This window comes from Parafrankia sp. BMG5.11 (assembly GCF_004337455.1).
This window is the reverse complement of sequence record NZ_SJXI01000015.1, coordinates 186,701-204,253: the sequence shown is the minus strand read 5'-3', so window position 1 is coordinate 204,253 and position 17,553 is coordinate 186,701. Positions and strand designations below refer to the sequence as shown.

Annotated in this window: 16 protein-coding genes; 6 read left to right on the top strand and 10 right to left on the bottom strand. The window is 68.0% G+C overall.

What is annotated here, in order from left to right:
- Positions 1–112 precede the first annotated feature (112 nt).
- Positions 113–781, top strand: a complete 669-nt coding sequence (locus E0504_RS11855) for a 2OG-Fe(II) oxygenase (protein WP_131624280.1) — start codon at positions 113–115, stop codon at positions 779–781.
- On the opposite strand, the gene E0504_RS11850 is transcribed toward E0504_RS11855, so the two are convergent.
- Together E0504_RS11850 and E0504_RS11845 are read right to left on the bottom strand one after the other, a co-directional pair.
- On the bottom strand, positions 778–1,332 hold the full coding sequence (locus E0504_RS11850; RefSeq protein WP_131624278.1) for a DUF1003 domain-containing protein: 555 nt from the start codon (positions 1,330–1,332) through the stop codon (positions 778–780). The genes E0504_RS11855 and E0504_RS11850 overlap by 4 nt on opposite strands.
- On the bottom strand, positions 1,329–2,942 hold the full coding sequence (locus E0504_RS11845; RefSeq protein WP_131624276.1) for a lysine--tRNA ligase: 1,614 nt from the start codon (positions 2,940–2,942) through the stop codon (positions 1,329–1,331). The genes E0504_RS11850 and E0504_RS11845 overlap by 4 nt, the downstream gene beginning before the upstream one ends.
- Before the next feature lie 222 nt (positions 2,943–3,164).
- Here E0504_RS11845 and E0504_RS11840 point away from each other — a divergent pair, with 222 nt between their 5' ends.
- Both E0504_RS11840 and E0504_RS11835 read left to right on the top strand, forming a co-directional pair.
- Entirely contained in the window at positions 3,165–5,897 is a 2,733-nt protein-coding gene (locus tag E0504_RS11840) for an ATP-dependent DNA helicase (RefSeq protein ID WP_131624557.1), read from the top strand.
- Between the two features lies 1 nt (position 5,898).
- Positions 5,899–6,426 (top strand): histidine phosphatase family protein, encoded by a 528-nt coding sequence (locus E0504_RS11835; RefSeq protein ID WP_131624275.1) that lies wholly within the window; start codon positions 5,899–5,901, stop codon positions 6,424–6,426.
- Here E0504_RS11835 and E0504_RS11830 read toward each other — a convergent pair.
- Genes E0504_RS11830 through ubiA form a run of 3 tightly spaced genes read right to left on the bottom strand, consistent with a single transcriptional unit; the run spans position 6,423 to position 9,231 of the window.
- Positions 6,423–7,607, bottom strand: a complete 1,185-nt coding sequence (locus tag E0504_RS11830; protein WP_131624273.1) for an MFS transporter — start codon at positions 7,605–7,607, stop codon at positions 6,423–6,425. The genes E0504_RS11835 and E0504_RS11830 overlap by 4 nt on opposite strands.
- 59 nt (positions 7,608–7,666) lie before the next feature.
- Positions 7,667–8,311: an SOS response-associated peptidase gene (locus E0504_RS11825; protein ID WP_131624271.1), complete on the bottom strand. Its 645-nt coding sequence runs from the start codon at positions 8,309–8,311 to the stop codon at positions 7,667–7,669.
- Positions 8,311–9,231: a 4-hydroxybenzoate octaprenyltransferase gene (gene ubiA / locus E0504_RS11820; RefSeq protein WP_131624269.1), complete on the bottom strand. Its 921-nt coding sequence runs from the start codon at positions 9,229–9,231 to the stop codon at positions 8,311–8,313. The genes E0504_RS11825 and ubiA overlap by 1 nt, the downstream gene beginning before the upstream one ends.
- Positions 9,232–9,285: 54 nt before the next feature.
- Between ubiA and E0504_RS11815 the strand changes: the two genes are divergently transcribed.
- Genes E0504_RS11815 through E0504_RS11805 form a run of 3 tightly spaced genes read left to right on the top strand, consistent with a single transcriptional unit; the run spans position 9,286 to position 11,750 of the window.
- Positions 9,286–10,023, top strand: coding sequence for a 16S rRNA (uracil(1498)-N(3))-methyltransferase (locus E0504_RS11815; protein ID WP_131624555.1), 738 nt, complete (start codon positions 9,286–9,288; stop codon positions 10,021–10,023).
- Positions 10,024–10,064: 41 nt separating this feature from the next.
- A complete protein-coding gene (locus E0504_RS11810; protein WP_131624267.1) occupies positions 10,065–11,435 on the top strand; it encodes a glutamate--cysteine ligase in 1,371 nt (456 codons plus the stop codon).
- Positions 11,436–11,450: 15 nt separating this feature from the next.
- Complete coding sequence (locus E0504_RS11805) at positions 11,451–11,750, top strand: putative quinol monooxygenase (RefSeq protein ID WP_131624265.1); 300 nt, start codon at positions 11,451–11,453, stop codon at positions 11,748–11,750.
- A gap of 4 nt (positions 11,751–11,754) precedes the next feature.
- Here E0504_RS11805 and E0504_RS11800 read toward each other — a convergent pair whose 3' ends face one another.
- The 5 genes from E0504_RS11800 to E0504_RS11780 all read right to left on the bottom strand — a co-directional run bounded on the left by E0504_RS11800 (position 11,755) and on the right by E0504_RS11780 (position 17,499).
- Positions 11,755–13,122, bottom strand: coding sequence for an isoprenylcysteine carboxylmethyltransferase family protein (locus E0504_RS11800; RefSeq protein ID WP_131624264.1), 1,368 nt, complete (start codon positions 13,120–13,122; stop codon positions 11,755–11,757).
- Between the two features lie 53 nt (positions 13,123–13,175).
- On the bottom strand, positions 13,176–14,525 hold the full coding sequence (locus E0504_RS11795) for a PQQ-binding-like beta-propeller repeat protein (RefSeq protein WP_131624262.1): 1,350 nt from the start codon (positions 14,523–14,525) through the stop codon (positions 13,176–13,178).
- A gap of 23 nt (positions 14,526–14,548) precedes the next feature.
- Positions 14,549–15,313, bottom strand: coding sequence for a tetratricopeptide repeat protein (locus E0504_RS11790; protein ID WP_131624260.1), 765 nt, complete (start codon positions 15,311–15,313; stop codon positions 14,549–14,551).
- A gap of 132 nt (positions 15,314–15,445) precedes the next feature.
- Entirely contained in the window at positions 15,446–16,600 is a 1,155-nt protein-coding gene (locus E0504_RS11785; protein WP_131624258.1) for a glycosyltransferase, read from the bottom strand.
- Positions 16,597–17,499, bottom strand: a complete 903-nt coding sequence (locus tag E0504_RS11780) for an alpha/beta fold hydrolase (protein WP_131624257.1) — start codon at positions 17,497–17,499, stop codon at positions 16,597–16,599. The genes E0504_RS11785 and E0504_RS11780 overlap by 4 nt, the downstream gene beginning before the upstream one ends.
- Between the last annotated feature and the right edge of the window lie 54 nt (positions 17,500–17,553).

Below are 17,553 nucleotides of genomic sequence, written 5' to 3'. Positions count from 1 at the left end.
CCTGAATATCGCGCGCCTTGCTCCGCCTGCATCAGTGCCTCCCCTCTCTATCCTGTCGTGCCACACTAGCTCCGGCTTTGCGGGCGGCAAGCCGATTGCTAGGAGGCGCACCATGCCGACGACCGAACTGATTCCCGACAAGGACGCCCTGCGGCGGGTGGGCGAAACCGTCCGCGCCCGGCTGGCAGCCGATCCGCGGGTGTACAAAGTGCCCACCGAAAAGGCGGAGATCTTCGCGGTCGGCGATTTCATCACCCCGTCCGAATGCCAGCGGCTGATGCGGATGATCGACACCGTCGCGCAGCCGAGCAAGCTGTACGACCAGGATTATTCGACCGGTTTTCGCACCTCGTACTCCGGGGACCTCAACGGGCATGACCCGCTGGTCAAGGCGATCGGCCGGCGGATCGACGACCTCCTGGGAATCAACGGCATCTGCGGCGAATCCATCCAGGGCCAGCGGTATTATCCGGGGCAGGAATTCAAGCCGCACAACGACTGGTTCTACACCAGCGAGGAATACTGGAAGACCGAGCGGAAGCGCGGCGGCCAGCGCAGCTGGACCGCGATGGCGTTCCTCAACAACGTGGACAAGGGCGGCGAGACCCACTTCGTGGAGGTCGGCGCGAAGATCGAACCCAAGGCCGGCGTGCTGATGGTGTGGAACAACGCGCTGGCGGACGGCTCACCCAACGAAAACACGCTGCACGCCGGCACGCCGGTGCTGGAGGGCGTAAAGTACGTCCTGACCAAGTGGTACCGGACCCGCCGCCACAGCTAGTCGGTGGTGTTGCGCATCTCCTGCGCTACCTCCTGGATGGAATCCTCCGCCTTTTTCGCCTCGCGGATCGCCAGGTGAACCATCTTGTCCAGCTTGCGTGACAGCCGCACGATCTCGAGCTGGGTGCGCAGGTTCACCTCGTAATCGTGCCGGGCGGTGATCCGGTCCTTCTTCGACTGCCGGTTCTGGCTCATCATGATTACCGGCGCCTGCATCGCGGCCAGCATCGACAGCATCAGATTGAGGAAGATGTACGGGAAGCGGTCGAAAACCGGCACGCCGTAAACGTAACCGGCGTTGATCAGGACCCACGCCAGCAACACGCAGGCGAAGAACACAATGAAGCCCCAGCTTCCCCCGACGCGCGCCACCCGGTCCGCCAGCCGGTCGCCGAAGGTGGATGCGATCTGCGCCGCCTCATCGGCATCAAGCTGCGAGTAAGTTCCCGCGGCCACCCGGCAGATGACCGCCTGCTCCTCGTCATCGAGCTCGTGCAGTTCGCGGCCCAGCAACTCGCGCGCAAGCGTTTCCGGGTCGGCCGCGCCGATCATGCGGGCGAAGTCTGGGCCAGTGCCTCCGCGATCAGGCGGCGGGTGTTGTCCACTCCGTAAAGCGCGATGAAGCTGCCCATTCTGGGCCCCTGGTCGCTGCCCAGCAGCGTGCGATACAGCGCCTGGAACCAGTCCCGCAGCGAGGTGAAGCCGAATTCCTCGCGCTTGCCGATCTCGTACACCATCGTCTGAAGCTCCTCCGCCGAAGCATCGCTGCCAAGCTTGGCAAGCTGCGCGTCCAGTTCCCGCAACGCGGCCGCCTCGTTCTCGCTCGGCGCCCGGCGATGCAGCCCCGGCGCCACGAGGTCACGGTTATAGGCGAGTGCAGTGGTGACAAGCTTGTCGAGTTCGGGGTGCGCGGCAGGATCGGCATCAGGGACATAGTTCTCCAGATACGACCACACCTGCTCGCGCGTCGCTCCTGCGCCGAGCACGCCTACGAGGTTGAGCAGCAGCGCATAGGTCACCGGCACCGTGTCGCCCGCTCCTGTCCGCGCGGGATCGGTCGCGCCCAGCAGGTGCCACACCGGATTGCCGAGCTGTTTGTCGAGCGGCTGTTCGGCCAGTGCCCCGCGGAACTGCCAGTAGTCGTCCACCGCGCGCGGGATCACGCCGGGATGCAGGCTCTTGGCGCTCTTGGGATTGGGGAAGATGTACAACCCCAGGCTCTCTTCGGTGCCATATGTCAGCCACTCGTCGATCGTCAGGCCATTGCCCTTCGACTTGGAGATCTTCTCCCCATTGGCGTCGAGGAACAGTTCGTAGATCAGTCCTTCGGGCTTCCGGCCGCCGAGCACCTGGGCGATCTTGCCTGACTGCACGCCGCTGTCGGTCAGGTCCTTGCCGTACATCTCGTAATCGACGCCCAGCGCGACCCAGCGCATCGCCCAGTCGACCTTCCACTGCAGCTTGGCCCGCCCGCCCAGGATCGATTGCTCGACCGTGCGGCCGGCGTCCTCGAAACGGATCATGCCGGCATCGGCATCGACGACTTCCACCGGCACTTGCAGCACCACGCCGTTGAGCGCGCTGACGGGAAGCACCGGCGAATACGTCCGCCGCCGCTCTTCGCGCAGGGTCGGCAGCATGATGTCCATGATGGCGTCGTAGTTTCGCAGGACATTCTTCAGCTCGGCATCGAACGCGCCCGAATTGTATCGGTCGCTGCCAGCGGCGAATTCGTATTCGAACCCGAACCGGTCGAGGAACGCGCGCAGCATCGCGTTGTTGCGCCCCGCGAAGCTGTCGTTCGTGCCGAAGGGATCGGGGATGCGGCTGAGCGGCAGGCCGAGATGGCGGGTCAGCATCTCCTTGTTGGGGACGTTGTCGGGCACCTTGCGCAGCCCGTCCATGTCGTCGCTGAACGCGATCAGGCGGGTCGGCGCGCCGCCGGTCAACGCCTCGAACGCGCGGCGCACCAGCGTGGTGCGCAGCACTTCCTGGAAAGTGCCGATGTGCGGCAGGCCGCTGGGGCCATAGCCCGTTTCGAACACCACCGGCTGGCCATCCGGGCGGCGTCCGTCGGGATAGCGCTTCAACAGCTTGCGCGCCTCCTCGAACGGCCAGGCCTTGGATACGCGGGCGGCTTCGGTCAGGGCATCATCGATCATCGGGGCTTCATTTAGTGAAACGGCCGCAGACGCAAGGGCAAGCGGCCCGCCGCGACGGGACTTGTGTCACACGTGTCACACTGTCCTCGGCGCAAATATCACAGTCTGTGCGAACCTCACCGGATCGCTGGCCATTACGGGCGTGAACAGTTGCATGTCTAGATTCTAGGCGGCCAGTACGGCTGTAGGAAAGCCGTGTTTACTTTTCGTTCCCCGCTCCGCATGGATTGCCAGGTGAGCGCGCTGCTGCCCCTCCCCGCCCTCCACGCGAGCCATGCCGGCACCTGGCTGCGCGACCGCGAGGTGACCCGCGGGTGCGGCAAGGGCGATGCGGTGATGGCGGCGGCCGACACCCCGCTGCTGCTGCTCAACGCGCCACTGGTCGCGACCCGGCTCGGCTATCCCGACCTGTCGGGCCTGGATCTGCTGGAGCTGTTCGCGTTCGTTCACCCCGCGCGGTTCGCGGTGCCGACGCCCAAGGGGCTGGCGCATGCGCTGGGGCTGGACGAGCCGGGGGCCGACGACGCGGTGCCGGCGTTCCTGCAAGCAGCCGCGGGCAAGCTGATCGCCACCTGCGAAAGTGCCGACTGGCCCGAGCGCGAGGGCGCGTGGTCCACCCTCCAGTCGCTGGTCCGGATGCGCTGGCCGTGGGCCCAGGTGCTGGTTCCCCATGTCCGCAAGCCCGAACGCGCCGAGCGCTGGCTGTTCGCGCGCCTGCCCGAGTGGGAGGAAGCGCCCGAGCGCCCCGCCCCCGGTCACGTGCTGATCGAGGAGGAGGAGGTCGAGGGCCGCCTCGCACGGCTGACCGGCGAAGGCGCCGAACATCGCGCCGGCCAGCGCCGCTACGCCCGTGAAGCCGGTGCAGTGTTCGCCCCGCGTCCCAAGCGCGGGGTGCCGCACGTTTTGCTGGCGCAAGCCGGTACGGGGATCGGCAAGACGCTGGGCTATCTCGCGCCGGCGCATCTGTGGAGCGAGAAGTCCGGCGGCACGGTGTGGGTCAGCACCTACACCAAGAACCTCCAGCGTCAGCTTCGCCGCGAAAGCGGCCGTGCGTGGCCGCAATCGCGTGCGGACGGCACCCGCCCGGTGGTGGTGCGCAAAGGACGTGAGAACTACCTGTGCCTGCTCAATCTGGAAGACGCGCTGCAAGGCGGGTTCGGCGGGCGCGCGGCGATCTTGGCCCAGCTCGTCGCGCGGTGGGCGGCGTTCAGCCAGGACGGCGACATGATCGGCGGCGACCTGCCCGGCTGGTTGGGCACGCTGTTCCGCAAGCGCGGGATCGCCGCGCTGACCGATCAACGCGGCGAATGCGTCTATGCCGGGTGCCCGCATTACCGGAAGTGCTTCATCGAGCACGCCGCGCGCGCCTCCGCGCAGGCCGACCTCGTCATTGCCAACCACGCGCTGGTGATGGTGAACGCCGCACGCGGGAGGGATCATGCGCAGCGTCCCACGCGGATCGTGTTCGACGAAGGGCACCACGTGTTCGAGGCGGCGGATTCGACCTTTGCCGCCGCGCTGACCGGGGCGGAGGCGATCGAGCTGCGCCGCTGGATCGTCGGCCCGGAAAAGCAATCGCGCGGACGGCGGCGCGGGCTCGCCGCGCGACTGGCCGATGTCGCCAGCTACGATGACGCGGGCGGCGCCGCGATCGAGGCGGCGCTGGATGCCGCGCAGGCACTGCCGAGCGAAGGCTGGCTGCAGCGCCTGGTCGAAGGCGTGCCGGCGGGACCGGTCGAGGCGCTGCTCGGCGCGGTGCGCGCGACGACCTATGCCCGCGACGAAAGCGGCGGGCAGGAAGCGGGTTACGGCATCGAGACCGAGGCCGCCGGCCTCGATGGGCCGGTGGTGGAGCTCGCCGCGCAAGCCGCCGGTGCCCTCGCCGCGATCCGTTCCCCCCTGATGAAGCTGGGCGGCCGGCTGGAGGCGGTGATCGCCGATCCGCCCGATTGGCTGGACGGGCAAGGCCGCGCCCGGATCGAAGGCGCGCGTCATTCGCTGCAATGGCGCTGCGACCTGCTCGCCGCGTGGGAAGCGCTGCTGGACCGGCTCGGCGGGCCGGGCGACCCCGAATTCGTCGATTGGCTGGCGGTGGAGCGCAGCGATACGCGCGAATTCGACGTCGGGCTGCATCGCCACTGGCTCGACCCGATGAAGCCGTTCGCCCAGGTGGTGCTGGAGCCGGCGCACGGGGTGATGCTGACCAGCGCGACTCTAAAGGACGGGCCGGACTGGGACGCGGCGGTCGCGCGTAGCGGGGCACGGCATCTCGACGCCCAGCCCCGGTTGAGCGAGGCGGAAAGCCCGTTCGATTACGCCAGCAACGCCGAGGTGCTGATCGTCACCGACATCCAGCGCGGCGACGTTCCGGGGCTGGCAGGTGCATACGGCCGCATCATCGAGGCGTGCGGCGGCGGGGTGCTGGGGCTGTTCACCGCCATCCGCCGCCTGCGCGCGGTACACGGCCGCATCGCCGACCGGCTCGCGCGTTCGGGTTTGCCGCTCTATTCGCAGCACGTCGATCCGATCGACACCGGCACGCTGGTCGATATCTTCCGCGACGATCCCGCCGCTTCGTTACTCGGCACCGATGCCTTGCGCGACGGGGTCGATGTTCCCGGGCGAAGTCTGAGGTGCGTCGTCATGGAGCAGGTCCCGTGGCCGCGCCCCACGATCCTGCACCGCGCGCGCCGGGCGGCGGGCGGCGGCAGCGCGTACGACGACCGCATCATCCGCGCGCGGCTGGCGCAGGCGTTCGGGCGGCTGATCCGGTCCAAGGACGACCGGGGGCACTTCGTCGTCCTGTCACCTGCGTTCCCCAGCCGCCTGTTGCCGGCCTTCCCCGCCGGCACGCCGGTGATCCGCTGCACGCTCGACGAGGCTTTACAACGCCTCGCATCCGGTGTTTCGGGCGCGCAAGAGTCGGCCGAAGCGGCCGCTGACGGGATGACCTGACCTGCCCAAGCTGCTCGGCCTCCTGCGCCACGCCAAGTCCGATTGGGACGACATCGGGATGCGCGATTTCGACCGCGGGCTGAACGACCGGGGCCGGCGCGGCGCGGCGCTGATCGGCGCGCACATCCGCGATCACGGCGTCAAGTGGGACGCGCTGATCGCCAGCCCCGCGGCACGGGTTAAGCAGACGCTGGAGGCCGCGTTGCCGGGGATCGAGCCGCGCTATGACAAGCGGCTCTACCTCGCCGATGTCGAAACCCTCCTGGATGTGCTGCGCGAGGCGGGGGACGCGAAAGCGGTCCTGATCGCGGGGCACAATCCGGGCCTGCAGGACGTGCTGTTCGCGATGGTCGCCCCGGCGGCCGAGAACGAGCTGTTCGATGAAGCCACGGTCAAGTTTCCCACCGCGTCGTTTGCGGCGCTTGAACTCGCGATCGACGACTGGGCCTCGCTGGAAAAGGAACGCGGCAAGCTGGTCCACTTCGCCCGGCCGCGCGATCTCGATCCCGCCCTCGGGCCGGAAAGCTAGACCCGGTTGCCGTAGAGCCGCAATCCGATCGCGGCGAGCACCGTCAACGCCAGGCACGAAGCGAACGCGTACGCCGCCGTGCCTGCCCAACCAAACGCGTCGTACACCGCGGTGCCGGCCACGCTGCCGACCGCGCCGCCGACGAACATCAGCACGATGTAGATCGTGGTCAGCCGCGTACGCAGCGCGGGGTCGAGCGCGAGGAAGGTCATCCGGGTGGTGACGTCGATCGCCGGACCGACGATGTTGCCCAGGATCAGCGGGATCGCGAGCAGGATCAGGTTGCCGCTGAAGGGATAGAGCAGCGCGACGCCGGCAGTCTGGGCCCCGGCGAACCACAGCCGGGCCCGCCGTGGGCCAACGCGATCGGCCAGCCGGCCCCACATCGGCGTGGTGAACACGCTGATCGCGGCAAACCCGGCGAGGTAACCGACCACGTCGGTGCCATAGCCCATCTCTGGTGAGGTGAGGTACAGAGCCAGGCCCAGCCACAAGGCGATGAACTGGCCAAAGCCGATCCCCTGGATCGCGCCGGACAGCAGGATTTCCCGGTGGGTCCGCGCCAGGCCGATCAGCGAACCGAGCAGCGTCAGGTAACCGAGCCCCTCCTTGCGCGCCGCATCGGGTTCGGCGCGCATGATCCGCGGCATCGCCAGGGTGATCGCGATCATTGCCGCGCTGGCGATCCAGTAAACGGTGCGCCAGCCGAAATGCTCGGCCACCACGCCGGCGCCGACCCGCGCCACCAGGATGCCGAAGATGACCCCTGCGGTGAGGATCGCGGTCACATGGCCGAGCCGTTCCGGCGCGACCCGCTTCGAGGCATATGCCGGCAGCAGGTAGGGCGCGACCGTGAAAAAGCCGAGCACGGTCGATCCGGCGACAAACAGGGTGAACCCTTGCGCGAACGTCATCACCAGCAGGCCCACCGTCTGCCCGCCGGTGAACAGGATCGTCAGCAGGCGGTTGGAGTACCGGTCGCCCAGCGGCAACAGCAGCAGGATGCCGACCGCCACGGCCAGCTGGTTGAGCGCCGGAGCGATCCCGATCCGCGCGGTGCTGACGCCGAAATGCTGGGCCACCTCGCCGATGATCGGATGGATGTAATACGCGTTGGCGGTCACCACAGCGGCGGCCACCGCGAGCAGATATTCCTGAGTTCGCGTGAGATGGCCGGTCATGCCCGGCGGCCTGTCGGGGCGGTTTGGGCGCGGGTCAACCGGCGAAATCGTTGGCGCTGCTAAAGCAGCGTGCCCTGGCGTTCAGCCGGCTCTGCAGGTTTCGGCCGGCCGACCCACAGTTCGGCGGTCTTTTCGGTGTGCAGTTCAAGATCGCAGGTCTGCACCAGGCGCAGCGCCTCGTCCGCCGTGCCGTCCAGCCACTGGCCGTATTGCTCGCGGGTCATGATCACCGGCATCCGGTCATGCACCTCGGCCATCTGGCTGCACGAATCCGCCATGACCATCGTATAGGCATGACCCCATTCCGCGGTCGGGCGCCACAGGCCGGCGACCGCGAACAGGTCGTGGCCTGCCAGCCGGTACCAGGTGCGCGTCATCCGCCCCGCCTCGCCCTCCGCCTCGGCCCACTGGGTCACCGGGATCAGGCACCTGCGGTTGACGAAGCTGTCGCGCCAGAAACCGGTCAGCAGCTTGTCGTCGCGCGCGTTGTTGACCGGCTTTGGCTTCAGCGGCTGGCCTTGCTTGCCCTTCAGCACCACCGGAAAGCCCCACGCCATCTGGCGCACTTGCCCCTCGGCCACCACCAGCCCGGGGTAGCCGGGATAGACTTCCTCTGCGAAATTGGCACCGACCGCCCCGTTGGTCACTGCGAACATCCGGGCAACCTCGTCGGTGCCTTTGGTCATGCGGTAGAGGTTGCACATCAGGCGTTTCCGGCAACGAAGCAGGCCGCGGCGACCAGCGCCCCGGCGAAGCGGTTGGAGCGGAAACGCGCCAGCGGGTTGGCCGGGTCCGCTGGGTCAAGCGTCACCACCTGCCAACCCAGGTGCGCCGCCGCCGGCGCGAGCGCGAGCAAGGCGATGGGATCGCTTCGCAGCAACCACAGCGCAAGGCACCACAGCATCACCGCGGCGGCATAGAACAGCGCGACGCCCGTCTTGACCCGCGCACCCAGCCGCAGCGCGCTGGAGCGGATGCCGACCAGCGCATCGTCCTCGCGATCCTGCAGCGCGTAGATCGTGTCATACCCCATGCACCAGAAGAACGCGCCCGCGTAGAGCGCGCCCGCTACTTCCAGCCGGTCGCCCCGCAGCGCCACCCAGCCGACCAGCGCGCCCCAGGTGAACACCAGCCCCAGCCACGCCTGCGGCCACCAGGTGATGCGCTTCATGAAGGGATAGGCCGCCACCAGCGCCAGGCTCGCCAGCGCGACTAGCTGCGCCTGCCACCTCAGCTGGAGCAGCACCACCAGGCCGATCAGGCACAGGACCAGCAGCCACGTCCACGCCAGTCTTGCGGATACCCGCCCGCTCGCCACCGGCCGGCTGGCGGTGCGCGCCACGCGCGCATCAAGATCGGCATCGACGATATCGTTGTACACGCACCCCGCCCCGCGCATCGCGATGCTGCCGAGCAGCAGCCACAGCATCAGGCCGATCTGCCACCCCGCCCCCGCCAGCCACACCCCCCAGGCACAGGGCCAGAACAACAGCCACCAGCCGATCGGCCGGTCGAACCGGGCCAGCATCGCCAGATCGCGCGGGCGCTGCGGCAGGCGCGCCACTAGGCCCCCGTACTCACTGTCAGGAACTTGTTCGCTGTCAGGGACGATCGCATCCGCCATGGCTTGTTCCCTACCGCCGCGCATGCCACCTGCAAAGCGATGACCCCGCCGCACCTGCCACAGGTCCCCGCCTGGCCGCCCCGATCGACCCCGCGGCTGTTTGTCGACCAGCCCCTGGCAGTGGGTGCCGAGGTGCCGCTCGACGCCGGCCAGTCGCGCTACCTGCGCACCGTGCTGCGGCTGAAAGTGGGCGACCCGGTCCGCCTGTTCGACGACCGCACCGGCGAATACGTCGCCCGGCTGGAAGAGCGGTCCTCCGTCACCATCGACAGCTTGCTGGCCGCCCGCGAGGAAGTCCCCGACCTGTGGCTGTGCGTCTCACCGATCCAGCGCGACAACTTCGCATTGGCGGCGGAGAAAGCGTGCGAGCTGGGGGTGCGCCAGTTCGTGCCGGTCGAGATGCGCCGGACGCAGATTCGCCAGATCAACGCGTCCCGCCTCACCAAGCGAATGATCGAGGCGGCCGAACAGTGCGAGCGCACCGCCCTGCCGCAGGTTGAACCTCTTGTGCGGCTGGAAAAGCTGCTCGCCGATTGGCCTCCCGAGCGCACGCTGTTCTTCTGCGACGAGCGCGGCGGAGTGCCGGCGGCGCCGGCAATGGCAGCCCGACCCGGTCCGGCGGCCATCCTGATCGGCCCCGAAGGCGGCTTTGACGACAGCGAGAACGCGGCGATCCGCAGGCTGCCTCAGTCGGTGCCGATCTCGCTGGGTCCGCGAATCCTTCGCGCCGAGACTGCCGCCATCGCCGCCGTTTCGCTGTGGATGAGCGCGGCGGGTGACTGGCGCGATTAATTCGCTGGCGCGGTTCAAGCGGGTTTTCTAGTGCAACCTGCATGAGCACGCGGCAGGCCTCCGACGCCAACGATCCGATCATCGACAGCCGCGACCAGCTCGTGGAGCCCATGGCCAAGGGCGAGAAGCCCAAGGCGAGCTGGCGCATCGGTACCGAGCACGAGAAGCTGGTCTATCGCAGGAGCGACCACGCCGCCCCCAGCTATGACGAGCCCGGAGGTATCCGCGACATCTTGCTGCAAATGCGGGAGTTCGGGTGGAGGCCGGTTGAGGAAGGCGGCAAGGTCATCGCGCTTACCGGCCCGGACGGCGCGGTCAGCCTTGAGCCGGCGGGTCAGCTTGAACTGTCCGGTGCACCGCTGGAAACGCTGCACGAAACCTGCGCCGAGACCGGGCGGCACCTCGATCAGGTCAAGGCCATCGGAGACCGCTGCGGTGTGGGCTTCCTCGGCCTGGGCATGTGGCCCGACAAGACCCGCGCCGAACTGCCGATCATGCCCAAGGGCCGGTACGAGATCATGATGCGGCACATGCCGCGGGTCGGCACCCTGGGCCTCGACATGATGCTGCGGACCTGCACCATCCAGACCAACCTCGACTATTCGAGCGAGGCGGACATGGCGCAGAAGTTCCGCGTCAGCCTGGCTCTGCAGCCGCTGGCGACCGCGCTGTTCGCCAATTCGCCGTTCACCGAAGGCAAGCCGAACGGCTACCTCAGTTACCGCAGCCACATCTGGTCCGATACCGATCCGCAGCGCACCGGGATGCTGCCGTTCGTGTTCGAAGACGGCTTCGGCTACGAACGCTACGTCGACTACATGCTCGACGTGCCGATGTACTTCGTGTTCCGCGACGGGCGGTACATCGATGCCTCCGGCCTCAGTTTCCGCGATTTCCTTGACGGCAACCTGTCAGTGCTGCCGGGCGAGAAGCCGCGGCAGTCGGATTGGTGGGATCACCTATCGACCGCCTTTCCCGAGGTGCGGCTTAAGTCGTTCCTCGAAATGCGCGGCGCCGACGGTGGCCCCTGGAACCGCATCTGCGCGCTGCCCGCGTTGTGGGTCGGGCTGCTGTACGACCAGGGCGCGCTCGATGCCGCGTGGGATCTGGTCAAGGACTGGACGATGGACGAGCGTGAGGCGCTGCGCAACGCGGTGCCGAAGCTCGGCCTCGACGCGCCATTGGGCGGCGGGCGCACCTTGCGCGATATTGCGCCCGAGGCGCTGCGAATCGCCCGCGCGGGCCTTGCGGCGCGCGGCAAGCTGAGCAGCGGGGGCGACAACGAGACGGGGTTCCTGAGCCCGCTCGAAGACATCGTGGCAAGCGGCAAGGTTCCGGCCCAGCGGCTGCTCGATCTCTATCACGGTGAGTGGGCGGGCGATCTGACCCGCGTGTACGAAGAAAGCTTCTAAGGAGGGGATGACCCGATGATCCTGATTGCCGGAACGGTTCGAGTGGCTGCAGGCGGGCTCGACAAGGTGCGCGATGCGATGGAGACGGTTCTCAGCGCCACCCGCGCGGAAGATGGCTGCATCCAGTACGCCTACGCCCGCGACGTGCTCGATCCGGATCTGATGCACGTGTCGGAGCTGTGGCGCGACATGGATGCGCTTAAGGCGCACGGCGCCGCGACGCACATGAAGATCTGGGGGTCCGCGATGCGCGAGGCTGGCGTCGTCGAACGCGATCTCAAATGGTACGAGGTCGGCGAAGGCACCCCGCTCTAGCGGGTCACTCCGCCGGCAGGGGAAGCGCGCCTCCGCGCGGTCGGAGCAGGCGTTTCAGGCGCACCAGCGGGGCGGTGATCAGCCCGTGCTCGCTCATCCATGTGTGGTACGCGCGGTACTTTGGGTCTTCTGCCCACAAGTGCTCCTCCTCCGTGCGCGCGCGCCAGAAATAGATCGCGTTGACCGCGGCCAGGCACACCGTGTTGCGGATGGTGTCGGTAAGCGATCCGTTGGTGACGAGGAACGGCAGGGTGGAGGCCCACCAGAACGCGTTCTTCGACAGGTACGCCGGGTGGCGGGTGAAGCGATAAGGGCCGTTCGTCAGCACGCCGCGATAGGTAAGGTTGGAGAACCGCAGGCCGAAAGCGAACGTCGCCCAAGCATAGATCGCGGTCAGCGTCACCAGCAGTCCGGCCCACAGCCACATCAGCCCGGGGTGAGCGGCAAGCCAGACGGTCCAGTTGGCATCGCCCCTGCCCGGCGTGCCGAACTCATACCCCAGGATGCCGTTGCCCAAGAAGCCGTAGACGAACGGCGGATAGCATATCAGCGCCGCGACCCAACCGGCGAGCAGCGGATTGCCGCTGCGGATATGCGCGTCGAGCGGGCGAAACGTGACAAGATAGCCGACCGTGCCGATCTGCACGTCGATAAGAAACAATAGGGTGATGAGCGCCATGCCCAGCGCCGCGGGATTGCCCAGCATCGCGGCGTAATCGGCATTGACCGCAGCCTGCCAACCGGCGGGCAGGATCGAGATCATGAACGCGCCGAAGAACCCCTTGATGATCCACGCGCGCCAGTGCCGCTTCACCTCGGCTGCGTCGAACGGCTGGCCCAACAGCATCGCGCCAAAGTGCCACGCATGATCGCGGGGGTTCACCATGTAGCGATCCAGCCACGCAACGTACGGCACCGCGAGAACAAACAGCGGGATGGCCGCCGCCTTCAGCACGCCCATCGCGAACAGGTACGGCTCGGCCCAGTACCACCGGGCGAGGCAATACACGCCGGCGATGACCAGCCAGGTCGCCCACAGCGCCAGCAGCTTGACCGCCGAAACCGGCCACGTCTCGCGCAGCAGCTTTTTGCGCGACCAGTCGATGCCGGTCGAGGCGCGGCGGTGCGCCTTGTCGATCACCAGCGTGGCGGCGATCATCGGCAGCACCGACCAGACCATCGCAGCCAGCGCGGCGTATGGCCCGTCCATCCGCAACCGTGGACCGGGCACACCAAAGGAAGCGGCGACCTCAGGCCAATGGCGGCAGATCAGGAACCAGGCGAACAGCCCGGCAAGACCTGCCAACCCTACCCACGCCGAGACATCACTCGGCGGGCGGTGGGCTACGGCGGGACGATCGGGCGCGCTCATTGGCGCCCGGCATTACCCGCTAACGGTTAACAGTGCGGCAAAGCGCGAACGGGTCAGCGGTATGCGTGGATCGTGCCGCCGTCATCCAGCACGTAGAGCGTGTTGTTCGCGACCACCGGGGCCAGGCTGACGGGTGACTTGACCGTCTGGAACAGCGTTGCCGACCCTTCGGCCGGACTTACGCGATGGATTTGCCCTGCGGAATTGGCGACCCACAGGTTGCCTCCGGCCAGCACCGGCCCGGTCCAGAACAGCGGATCCTTCTTCTTTTCCGCGTTGCGCCATTGGCCGAGGTCGGTGATCCAGCGCACCTTGCCGGTGCCGCGGGCGATCGCCAGCAGGCGCGCGTCGTCGGTCAGCGTGAAGATCCACTCGCCCGCGACCGCGGGGGTGGAAATCCCCGCGAGGTTGAGTTCCCAGATGCGCTGGCCGGTAACCAGTTCGTACGCCGCCATGCGCCCGCCCTGCCCCAGGGCATAGACGCGGCCGGAATCGATGATCGGATCGGCGTCGATGTCGGTCAGCGCGCCGACCTCGGTCGAGATCGAGGTCCGGGCGAGCGCGTCGGCCCACAACGAGCGGCCGTTTTCGTACCGGTACGCAACCAGTTCGCCGCTGGAATAGCCCGCGATGACCGTCCCTTGCGCGGCGGCCGGCGCTGCCACCCCGAACACGCCGGTTTGCGCGCTGGAGCCGGATTCGGTCCACTGCAGCTTGCCGTCGCCGCTGGAGAGCGCGAAGATCTGGTTGTCCTGCGTCATCACATAGACCGAACCGAACGCCACGGTGGGAGCACCGCGGAGCGGCCCGCCGGGCTTGACCTTCCAGATCTGGCTGCCGTTCGAGGCATCGAGCGCGATCACTTCGCCCACGCCGTTGGTGACGTAGACCCGGCCGGAATCGTAGCTGACCCCGCCGCCGAAATTGGACGAGCTGACGTTGCTCGCGACCTCGGCGGTGTGGGTCCAGCTGCGCGCGCCGCTCTGGGCATCGAACGCGTGGACCACGCCCGCGCTGTCCTGGACGAACAGCATCCCGCCGCCGATCACCGGCGCAGCGGCCAGCCGGCGGCGCTGCGTCGATCCGGGGATCTGCGCGCTCCATGCCTGTGACAGGTTCTCGCCCAGCGCGAGGTGGCCGTAAGACTTGGCCGCAGTGCCGCCACCCTGCGCCCAGTCGGTATTGGCCGAAGCTGGCGGGAGCACGACCGAAACGCCGGCCAGCGCCGGGTCGATCTTCACGCCTTCGATCCGCGACAGCACCGGGATGCGGTTGCCGACCGTGGGCGTGACTTTCTTGTCCTTGCCGCCGAACAGTCCGCCGCCACAGGCCGACAGCCCCAGCGCCAGTGCCAGGGTCAGCGTCGCGCGCCCGGCTGTTGATAGAGCCTTGGCAGTGGTCATCGGCGGTCGGTTCCTCGTTCTAATCATTCGCCGGCGCCTTGCGGGCGGTTGAGCACTGTGTCGACATCATCGATCGCGTCTACGCCCAGCAAGCCGGCCATCTGACGGATGCGGGACCTGAGCGTTTCAGACGTGCCCTTGTCCTTGGCGATCGCCGCGAACAGCGCGCCGGCTTCGGCGGTGTTGCCCTGGTCGAGATACGCCATTGCGACGAGTTCCCCGGCAGGTCCGAACCAGGCGTTGCCGGGCACCGCCAGCGGCTTCAGCCGGCCGATCACGTCAGCCGGAGCGAGCCGGTCATAACGGGCGGTGACCCCGCGGATCGTCGCCAGATCGCGCAGCGCCTGGGGCGCATCGCCGTCGGCGGCGACCGCCTCATACAGCTTGACGGCGTCATCGGGTTTGGACTGCTCCATGGCGATCCCTGCCTTGAGCATCTGCGCGGCCGCCTTCGCACCATCCGTGCCATCGGCAATCAGCGGGTCGAGCGCGGTCGCGCCGCTTGCCAGATTGCCGCGTTCCACCTGGTCGAGCGCGCCGACCAGCGCTTCGGAATCGCGTTCCCGCGCAGCTTCCTGCCGGCTGTTCCAGAAAAGGTAGGCCGCGAACAGGGCCAGGACCACCACGACCGCGATCAGCGCCGGGCGGCCATAGCGTCGGGCCGCATCGGCATACTGGTCCTGCCGCACGGCATCGTCCACCTCGCGCAGCAGAACGTCGTTCTGCGCCGCCGCGGCGCGTGCGCGCTTGTCGTCAGGAGCGAGTGATTTGTCGGGGGTCAGGGCCAAGCGCGTGATGCCGTTCGTTTATGTAGTGCCATGCGATCCGCCAACCGGTCGCGCGGGCGTCTTTACCTTAAGGACAGGCCAATTCAACTTGCAAACCGGATGCGTCCCCGGCGGTGAACGCCAAGTGAAGCGCTATGGCAGGCTCTCTCGGCCCATCGCCGCTGCATAGAGCCGGCGGTACGCTTCGATCATGGCGCGTTCTTCGAAGTGCGCGCGGGCGTGAAGCCGGTTCGACTGGCCCAGCCGGTTCCTGAGACCGGTGTCCACCGCCAACGCCGCCAGCGTGCCGGACAGCGCGGCCTCGTCAGCGCGCGGCGTGATGAAGGGCTGGTTGTCTGGCGACACCATGTCGGCGATGTCCCCCACAGCCGGCGCGGCGACGGCGATGCCGGCAGCCATCGCCTCGACCAGGGAAAGCGGAAATTGCTCGCTGTGGGAAGACAGCGCGAATATGTCGAACAGGCCGACGAACCGCGCGGGGTCGGGGGCGAAGCCCGGTAGATGAACCCGATCCTCGATGCCCAGCCGTTCGGCCTCGGCGCGGATCGCCGCCCGTTCGGGGCCGTCGCCCACGATCACCAGCTGCCACTGCGCAGGTAACGGCGCGAAAGCGCGGACGAGACCCGGCAGGTTCTTGACTGGCCGCATACCCGCCAGCGTCCCGACCCACAGTTCGCCCTTGCGCTTGATGATGCCCTGCAACGCGTCCGCGCGCGGTTTTTTGGCGAAGGCGGCGGTGTCGATCCCGTTGGGGATCCGGTGCACCCGGCCCAAAGGCTGGGCCCAGGCGGTCAACGCGATCTCCTCCAGCACCTCGGACGGGACCACCAGCGCGCGGGCGCGGCCCAGCGCGATCCTTCGGTACCAGTTACGGCTTTTCTTGAGGCTGCCCTGCTCGTCGGCGTTGAAGCCGTCCTCGTGATGGATCAGCGGCGGCAGGCGATAAAAGTCGGCGAACAGCGTGTGCGCCATCACCGCATCGAGCGCCCCCCAGTTATAGGTCAGCACGAGGTCGTGGCCCTGCATCGCGCGCGCGATCTTCTGCAGGCGCGCGGGCGTCGGCCGTCCGGCCAGCGCGGGGAAATCGGTAGGGTACGCGACCTTGAGCGCCCGTGACAATTCCCGCGCCGCGCCGGTCTCGCCCGGGACGCCGGTGACCACCGTGTGCGCAACCCTGGGCCCGAACGCGTTCATCAGCCGCACCGCGCGGCGTTCCTTGCCGCCGGCAGAGAACGTCGAGTGCAGGTGAAGGATGCGCGCTGTGGGCGCGCGGTTTGCAGCGCTCATGCCACGTTCGCGAGCAGGGCCTCGATCGACGCGATGGACTGCGGCTCGGCAAGCGTCGGCGCGTGACCGACGCGAGGGACGGTGACGACGGTCAGGTCCGGCACGCGGCGCTGCATCTCGCGCGCTGTCGCGGCGGACAGGATCGCCGAGCTTTCACCGCGCAGCAGCAGCAGCGGCCGGTTGGCAAGCGCTTCGAACGCCGGCCACAGGTCGGCTGCCGGGGGTGCCGCCTCGGCATGGAAGGGGTCGGCGATCGACATGTCGTAATCGTATGCCACGCGGCCGTTGGCGCCCAGCGCCATCACCCGCTTGGCCATCGCGAGCCAATCCTCCAGCGCGAAGTCGGGGTGCACGTCGCCGTGCAGTTCCTGCAGCGCGCGCGCGGCGTGCATCCAGGTGGCGAAGCTGCCGCCCTGGCCCACGTATTCTAGGATCCGTTCGATGCCCGCGGGGTCGATCTCGGGCCCCACGTCCACCAGCACGGCGGCGGCGATCCGTTCGGGCTGCTGCAGCGCCAGCAGCATCGTCATCAGCCCGCCCAGCGAGGTGCCCACGGCTACGAACCGCGTAATGCCTTCCTGATCGAGCAGCGCCACGAGATCGGCGACATACTGCACCGGATTGTAGCTCGCGCTGTCGGGCGCATAGTCGGACATGCCCCGCCCGCGCATTTCGGGGACCAGCACCCGGCGCGTCCCTGCCAGCCTTTGGGCCAGTTCCGCGCCGTCACGGGCATTGCGGGTCAGCCCGTGAAGCACGATCACGGGGGCGCGGTCGGCGGCTCCCGCATAGTCGCGGTAGTGGAGTTGCAGTCCGTCGGCCGAGTGCCAGAACCGGTCGCTCCACCCCTTGGCTGCCGCAGCGCTGCGATCCGGACCGGCGCGGTCGTGAATGTCCATCGGTGCGTCCGGTTTCCTGGTCTAGCGATCGGACGCGCCGCTTGAACGGTCGTC

What these genes read in the sequence shown, in the direction of transcription:
- E0504_RS11785 (WP_131624258.1), bottom strand. Translation starts at nt 16,600, where the DNA reads ATGAGCGCTGCAAACCGCGCGCCCACAGCGCGCATCCTTCACCTGCAC.
- E0504_RS11850 (WP_131624278.1), bottom strand. Translation starts at nt 1,332, where the DNA reads ATGATCGGCGCGGCCGACCCGGAAACGCTTGCGCGCGAGTTGCTGGGC.
- E0504_RS11840 (WP_131624557.1), top strand. Translation starts at nt 3,165, where the DNA reads ATGGATTGCCAGGTGAGCGCGCTGCTGCCCCTCCCCGCCCTCCACGCG.
- E0504_RS11855 (WP_131624280.1), top strand. Translation starts at nt 113, where the DNA reads ATGCCGACGACCGAACTGATTCCCGACAAGGACGCCCTGCGGCGGGTG.
- E0504_RS11780 (WP_131624257.1), bottom strand. Translation starts at nt 17,499, where the DNA reads ATGGACATTCACGACCGCGCCGGTCCGGATCGCAGCGCTGCGGCAGCC.
- E0504_RS11795 (WP_131624262.1), bottom strand. Translation starts at nt 14,525, where the DNA reads ATGACCACTGCCAAGGCTCTATCAACAGCCGGGCGCGCGACGCTGACC.
- E0504_RS11805 (WP_131624265.1), top strand. Translation starts at nt 11,451, where the DNA reads ATGATCCTGATTGCCGGAACGGTTCGAGTGGCTGCAGGCGGGCTCGAC.
- E0504_RS11845 (WP_131624276.1), bottom strand. Translation starts at nt 2,942, where the DNA reads ATGATCGATGATGCCCTGACCGAAGCCGCCCGCGTATCCAAGGCCTGG.
- ubiA (WP_131624269.1), bottom strand. Translation starts at nt 9,231, where the DNA reads ATGGCGGATGCGATCGTCCCTGACAGCGAACAAGTTCCTGACAGTGAG.
- E0504_RS11830 (WP_131624273.1), bottom strand. Translation starts at nt 7,607, where the DNA reads ATGACCGGCCATCTCACGCGAACTCAGGAATATCTGCTCGCGGTGGCC.
- E0504_RS11825 (WP_131624271.1), bottom strand. Translation starts at nt 8,311, where the DNA reads ATGTGCAACCTCTACCGCATGACCAAAGGCACCGACGAGGTTGCCCGG.
- E0504_RS11810 (WP_131624267.1), top strand. Translation starts at nt 10,065, where the DNA reads ATGAGCACGCGGCAGGCCTCCGACGCCAACGATCCGATCATCGACAGC.
- E0504_RS11800 (WP_131624264.1), bottom strand. Translation starts at nt 13,122, where the DNA reads ATGAGCGCGCCCGATCGTCCCGCCGTAGCCCACCGCCCGCCGAGTGAT.